The 3,754-nt window shown below is 36.3% G+C and carries 5 protein-coding genes and 1 pseudogene; 5 read left to right on the top strand and 1 reads right to left on the bottom strand.

The features are described 5' to 3' along the window. The 4 genes from VIG73_RS13410 to VIG73_RS13395 all read left to right on the top strand — a co-directional run. A partial coding sequence (locus VIG73_RS13410; RefSeq protein WP_331642845.1) for a hypothetical protein occupies positions 1-304 on the top strand: 304 nt, incomplete at its 5' end. A 590-nt stretch (positions 305-894) separates the two neighbouring features. Beyond that, positions 895-1,194 (top strand): hypothetical protein, encoded by a 300-nt coding sequence (locus VIG73_RS13405; protein WP_331642843.1) that lies wholly within the window; start codon positions 895-897, stop codon positions 1,192-1,194. Continuing rightward, positions 1,191-1,946, top strand: a complete 756-nt coding sequence (locus tag VIG73_RS13400) for an HIRAN domain-containing protein (protein WP_331642841.1) — start codon at positions 1,191-1,193, stop codon at positions 1,944-1,946. The genes VIG73_RS13405 and VIG73_RS13400 overlap by 4 nt, the downstream gene beginning before the upstream one ends. A 614-nt stretch (positions 1,947-2,560) precedes the next feature. Next, complete coding sequence (locus VIG73_RS13395; RefSeq protein ID WP_331642839.1) at positions 2,561-3,100, top strand: Rpn family recombination-promoting nuclease/putative transposase; 540 nt, start codon at positions 2,561-2,563, stop codon at positions 3,098-3,100. Between the two features lie 26 nt (positions 3,101-3,126). Here VIG73_RS13395 and VIG73_RS13390 read toward each other — a convergent pair. Beyond that, a pseudogene (locus tag VIG73_RS13390) lies at positions 3,127-3,365 on the bottom strand (transposase). A gap of 224 nt (positions 3,366-3,589) precedes the next feature. Between VIG73_RS13390 and VIG73_RS13385 the strand changes: the two are divergent. Continuing rightward, the coding region (locus VIG73_RS13385) for a helix-turn-helix domain-containing protein (protein WP_331642847.1) at positions 3,590-3,754 on the top strand (165 nt) is incomplete at its 3' end.

Raw genomic sequence — 3,754 nt, 5'->3', positions numbered from 1 at the left:
GCATCGGTATGAGCGAGTGGACAAGTTAGATTTCTCCGCGTTTGAATTCGATCAACCTCCTACTCACCAACGCTTGAATGAAAACGAACTGTTTCATGGTTTAGAAGAGCATCTCGGCATGATGCGAAAAATGTTACAAGGGGCGTTTCCTGTTCAACTGACAGCTACGATTCGACATGAGATGTTGAATTATTGTGAGCGACAAGGATATACAGCGGATGAATTTATTGAACGCGCCATCGTTGAACAGTTGAAGCGTGACCGAATGGAAAAGACGAATCGTGCTATCGATGAAGAGCACTAACTTGCTCAGTTGTGAAAATGATTTGGATATTCATTCGTTTTTGGAATGGACTCACTATAGATGAACAGGATTTTCCTTTGGTATTTGTTTCGTATCTAATATCATTAATTTCGGCCATTGTTAACATCTCCTTGTACACCTCTCTCTATTTGATTTCCTAATCATCGAGAGTGTATGTGATTTTCGAGATGTTGGCAAATGGCTATTTTTGTGTCTATACATAAGCTATCGAACTGTTCATGCTCATTCTGCTATAAACAGCTTATTTGTATTTTTAAATATTTATGTAATTTATTATATTTTTTAGTAATAAAAATTCATAATAATTGACCTATAGTATACGTTCAAAAATATGTTAAAGAGGTGAGGCAAATGAATCCGCAAGAGCTAAAAGAAGTTTTTAAGCAAATGTAACTTGAGAATAAATATCGGTGCCTGACACTTACACCTATTTAATAATTTGTTAGAAGGTTTGATTAATCAGGAAAATATTAATTCTTCATGGTGGCTTTATTGTGTTGTGGATGACAAGGGAGCTATAAAACGGTATACTTGAAGATAATAACAATTTTGTGGAAGGGGCGATGTAAATGATCGATACCTCGCTCTGGAAACGAGATGAGAAAAGTCAGGCTTCAGGTACCCGTTCGAAATTTTGGCTGCTAGAACCAGGAACAGATTCTGAAAATCCCATAAAGCATCTTTTCAAGATACCTACTGAAGGAACGGGTGGTCATTGGGCTGAATTTATCGCTAGTGAAGTAGGGAAGAGGATAGGTTTTCATACAGCTGAGGTAAAGTTAGCTGAACATGCAGGTGTAGTAGGAACAATCTCTAAGAACTTTCGTGCTTACGTAGAAGAATTGTATGAAGGTGGCGTGAAAGCATGAGAAAGAGACCATTTGAACTATGGCTAGTTTGGCAAAATGTTAAAACACGACAACGTTATCACGTGGGCAGTTTACGTTATGAAAATGACATCTATACATTTTCATACGAAACAGAAGGATATAGAAGAAAATTAGCAGAAGCGATGGACAATGGGTATCGGCCTCATTTAGCATTCCCAGACATTAATAAAACGTATACTTCTTCAACCCTTTTTGGACCATTTGCAAGACGCTTACCAGACACTCGAAGACCCGACTATCAATCTATTCTCCGAGATTTGGGGCTTTCACCAGAATGTACAAAAATGGATGTTTTACGAGCAACAGGTGGAATTTTAGCCACCGACTCTTATGAGTTTGTTTCACCCATCTTGGTTGAAAATCATTACTTTAATTTAGATTTCTTTGTAGCGGGATGGCGCTACTATGATGGAAGTCAGGTAATCAATCAGCTACAGGTAGGCGATAGTGTCGAATTTTCAGTAGATCCTGGAAATGAGTATGACCATAAAGCGGTTGTCGTAATGTCGGTGAATGGGAAGAAGTTAGGTTTTATTCCCGCTTTTTATAGTGGCTGGATGTTTGAAGTAATCGTAAAAGGTTGTAACTATAAAGCGAGAGTAAAGGCCATTTACCCGCAAGCGGTTGCACATCGGAAAGTTAATATTTCCATTGTGGGAGAAGTAAGTCAACATTTAAACATAAAAGAAATGTTAAATGATAAAGAAGAGCTTTTAGCGGTGACGTACTAATCGAGATAAGTAGTTGTGCTTATCTGATTGATTGTACCTGCGATAAATTGAATCCTGTGATAAAATAATCGAAAAAGTATCGTTGATTCGTGATAAGTCAGCTATACTTTTATTTTTATAATCAATCATAATATTTATTTTGTTGGTGAGCAAATCGAATAATATAATGATACCGGTGAAATAGGTGTCCAAAGTAGAGTGAATCTGTAATGGATCCACTCTACTTTTTCATTTTATAATTGATTTAACTCTTTACAACTCATCTAGCTAAAGATGAAATCTAAGGATTATTAAGTGGAATTTTTAATTTTGGGAATTATTATTTAAAAGCGGTGTTTTACTCTTGCCCGTTTGTTTTAAATTTTTTGTAATGAGAACTAATGTTCCTTTTTTCCTCGGTTGAAGTAGTGATTCCAAATGATAGAATCGGCTAATTTGGATATTCATTCGTTAGGGAATGGACTTCATTAATATTCTCACGATTAAAATCCATGGTGTAATATGGATATATACGGATGTTAAAAAAGGTATACTTGAGTGAATCAGATGGTTTTTGTCTAAAAAAGAGTGAGAAAATCGAAGTCATCCCGAAATGCAACAGAGGAGATGATGAGATGAGTAAACGTGCTTTACGGCGAATCCCTTTAGAGAAGTTAATGGATTTAAAAATAGATTACGCATTCAAACAATTGTTTGGAAGCGAGAAAAATAAAGAAAGTACGGTCGTATTTTTGAATGCGATTTTGCAGAGGACAGGTCGCGATATAATCAAAGAGATTGTCTTTCGAGGGCAAGAAGTAGGAGGGACGTACGAGCGTGACAAACAATCTCGTTTAGACATAGTTGTATTGACACAGGCTGATGAGCTGATCAATATTGAAATGCAGGTAGCCAATCAAGATGATATGGTGAAACGCACCTTGTATTATTGGTCGCGCTTGTTTTCTTCACAGTTGATTCGTGGTCAAGGCTATCAAAATCTTCGTCCGACGATTACGATCAATATTTGTGATTTTATCTTGTTTTCACAAACGGAACATTATCATAGTACGTATCATTTATATGAAGACACGGTATTGAAAAGGTTGGATCCTCGGGTCGATGTGCAAGAGATTCACTTTATTGGGTTGGGCGTAAAACCCCTATGCCTTTAGGCTAGGGGATGTAAGCCCTGACTACCTTATGTTTGAATGTATTGTTGAATAGTCTCTTTGCTAGCATTTCCAATGCTACATGAGAAATATCCATCACTCGAGAAAGTTCGTTCCTTCCAAAAATGTTGAGAAAGGTACTCACTATGTTTTTGCCAGATTCTATTTCATGACCTACTTTTGATAGTAGCTTTTTCCGATACTTACAAACAAATATCAAGTGGCACATGAGTAAATGCTTACTGTGATTTTCAGAAACGTATTTCATCATTTACTCAAGCCTTTTCGTATTAACTCATATACAGCACCAGAGAAACTTGAGATGTAATTTTCTTTTTGGTACTTTTCGATTTCTACTACTAAATCTATTGGAAACTTAATTAGTTTAGGTACTCGCTCCAATCACCTCAGCACCTTCCTAGTATATTGTTGATATACTTACTAAATTTTTATATATTTTTAGTGTATGTAAAAAAGGGGGGGTGAAAAGCAATGCTTATTCATAAAGCGTATAAATTTCGTATTTACCCTAACAAAAACCAAGAGGTTTTAATTGCTAAAACCATCGGTTGCTCTCGCTTTGTGTTTAATCACTTTTTGGCTAAATGGAAAGATGCGTACGAAGAAACAGGCAAAGGGTTGACCTATACTACTTGT

The sequence above is a fragment of the Cerasibacillus sp. genome, from assembly GCF_036516575.1.
Taxonomy (GTDB): Bacteria; Bacillota; Bacilli; order Bacillales; family Amphibacillaceae; genus Cerasibacillus.
This window is presented reverse-complemented; position numbering and strand designations above follow the sequence as displayed.

What these genes read in the sequence shown, in the direction of transcription:
- VIG73_RS13405 (WP_331642843.1), top strand. Translation starts at nt 895, where the DNA reads ATGATCGATACCTCGCTCTGGAAACGAGATGAGAAAAGTCAGGCTTCA.
- VIG73_RS13400 (WP_331642841.1), top strand. Translation starts at nt 1,191, where the DNA reads ATGAGAAAGAGACCATTTGAACTATGGCTAGTTTGGCAAAATGTTAAA.
- VIG73_RS13395 (WP_331642839.1), top strand. Translation starts at nt 2,561, where the DNA reads ATGAGTAAACGTGCTTTACGGCGAATCCCTTTAGAGAAGTTAATGGAT.